Below are 1,951 nucleotides of genomic sequence, written 5' to 3' on the forward strand. Positions count from 1 at the left end.
AATGGTCAGGACTGGAGATGTTTGATTCCTTCGGGCTGGTATCCACTGGGCAGGGGTACTGACCTGCACCCCATCTACCCCTGTGATGGTTGCGCCAGCACTCAAACTGACAGTGGTTTTCCTGGATGGAGATTCAGGTGAACCAAAACCCACCACATCCACATGTTGACCATCTGGTTTAACGTAAACGGATTTGCTCACGCAGTTGCTGTTATTGGATTTCGAGGCCAAACCCAGATTCCAGCTTTCTTCAGTCGTCAATGCAGTCAAAGACGTAATGCTCCCTGCAGCATCGACACTTGCTCGTGCCAATTTCAGATTTGAAGCCCCAATGGACATGGCATAATCTTTTCGATTGTCCAACCAATCAAAAAAAGCCTGACTTGTGGAACTTGTGATCCCCTGCGGGGTGTAATACCACATTTCCTTGCGGAAAATGGTTTTGCGGTCCGCACTAGGGGCCGCAGTGAAACCCCGCATGGTGATCCGGGTGAGGATGGAACCCCCGTTGGTGTTGACCACAGTGCTGGAATTGGCCAGACGGTATTTGTCGGCGGTGACTTTCAAGTATGCATCCTGAAAGGGCATATTCACCGTAACCCAGCCCTGTTTGATGGCACCTGTTCCAGGATCCTTGTAGTTGGTCAGCACAGTTTCCTGCTTGTAAGTCACCGTTCCGGTGAAGTAGAACTCCAGGGTAAGGTTCTGATTGCCAGGAAAGTGTAAAGATTGGCTGTTGATGGTGGGGTAATACCATTGGTTGGCAGACAGAATGCTGGTTTGATTGTTGCTGACCATTTTGAAGCTGGTCACGCTGGTGTTGTTGATAGGGAGTTCATAGTCTTTTGTGTTGGGTCGGTAGACCAGACCATAACTGACCCCTGGGTTCACATAGATTTCGTTGACTTGGGTGGTGGTGCCTTCCAGGGTTCCAGTCAGGGTTAGGGGATCCGGGCGGATTTCATGGTAAATGAAAGGGTAGGGGGTGTGGGGCAGGCTGCTGCTGGTGGTGTAAGACTCACCAAAAATGCTGGTAGAAACTGGCAGGGCAGCTGTGAAGGTGTAGTAGTTGTAGGGGGTTCCAGTTTCATTGAAGAACTTCCAGGTGCGCCAGGAGGGACCAGATGTGGAGTAGGGGTAGGTTCCACTGGCACTGGGCTGGTTGCAGGTTGGAGCAATGCCTTGTTTGCTGAATCCGGGTGGAGAGGCAGGCAGTGTTTGTGGCAGGTCGTTGTCCTCTACAGACAAAGACTGCGCTTTGATGGTTGTACCAGAAGGTTTGGAGACGGGGGATTGGTTTTGTGCGGGTGGCATGAACCAGCCACACGAGACCAGTACCAGCGTCCAGATGAACGCCAGATGCTTTATATATTGCTTCATATATACCTCAGCAAGAGAACGGATACGATTACGGTCACTTTCAATATGAAAAAATTACCCACCTCCCAGATTACTGTAATTTTTCATCTTCAAAAAAACAATAACCAAATCAAGACGCGAGTCCTTCAGCGCGAGTAATATTTGTAACCTCCGCGGTTAAATACTACCCCGTAGGCAGATCCACAAATTTGATAGTTCTAGTTTTCTAGAATTAAAACAGGTAAAATATGTATTTTATAAAAAATCCTTACATTATGCTCAATCACCATACCTTTTGGCAAAGTTCCAGTTTTTCTTAAAAATGCATGCTGATCCATATTTGTGTCATCATAGAAAAATGCAAAAAGCTTTGTCTGCTGTTTTGGTTTTCCTGCTCTGCCCCTGCCTGGGGCAGAGCAACAAGCTTTGGCTTGCTTCTGACACACCACTTGAAAATCCAGTGAATGCAACGGCTAGAGACTTTGTATTGCAACCTAACACAACATCTATAGGGGTAGATGGGGTGCAGGTCAGTACCCCTGCCCAGTGGATACCAGCCCGAAGGAATCAAACATCTCCAGTCCTGACCATT

2 protein-coding genes are annotated in these 1,951 nt (G+C 48.1%); one reads left to right on the forward strand and one right to left on the reverse strand.

Features of this window, described 5'->3' with window-relative positions:
• A partial coding sequence (locus IEY52_RS26355; protein WP_189009651.1) for a hypothetical protein occupies nt 1–1,314 on the reverse strand: 1,314 nt, incomplete at its 3' end.
• A 340-nt stretch (nt 1,315–1,654) separates the two neighbouring features.
• Here IEY52_RS26355 and IEY52_RS26890 point away from each other — a divergent pair.
• Nucleotides 1,655–1,951 (forward strand): hypothetical protein (locus IEY52_RS26890; RefSeq protein ID WP_229684998.1); only part of this gene is annotated, 297 nt, incomplete at its 3' end.

Source organism: Deinococcus roseus (genome assembly GCF_014646895.1).
Lineage (GTDB): Bacteria > Deinococcota > Deinococci > Deinococcales > Deinococcaceae > Deinococcus_C > Deinococcus_C roseus.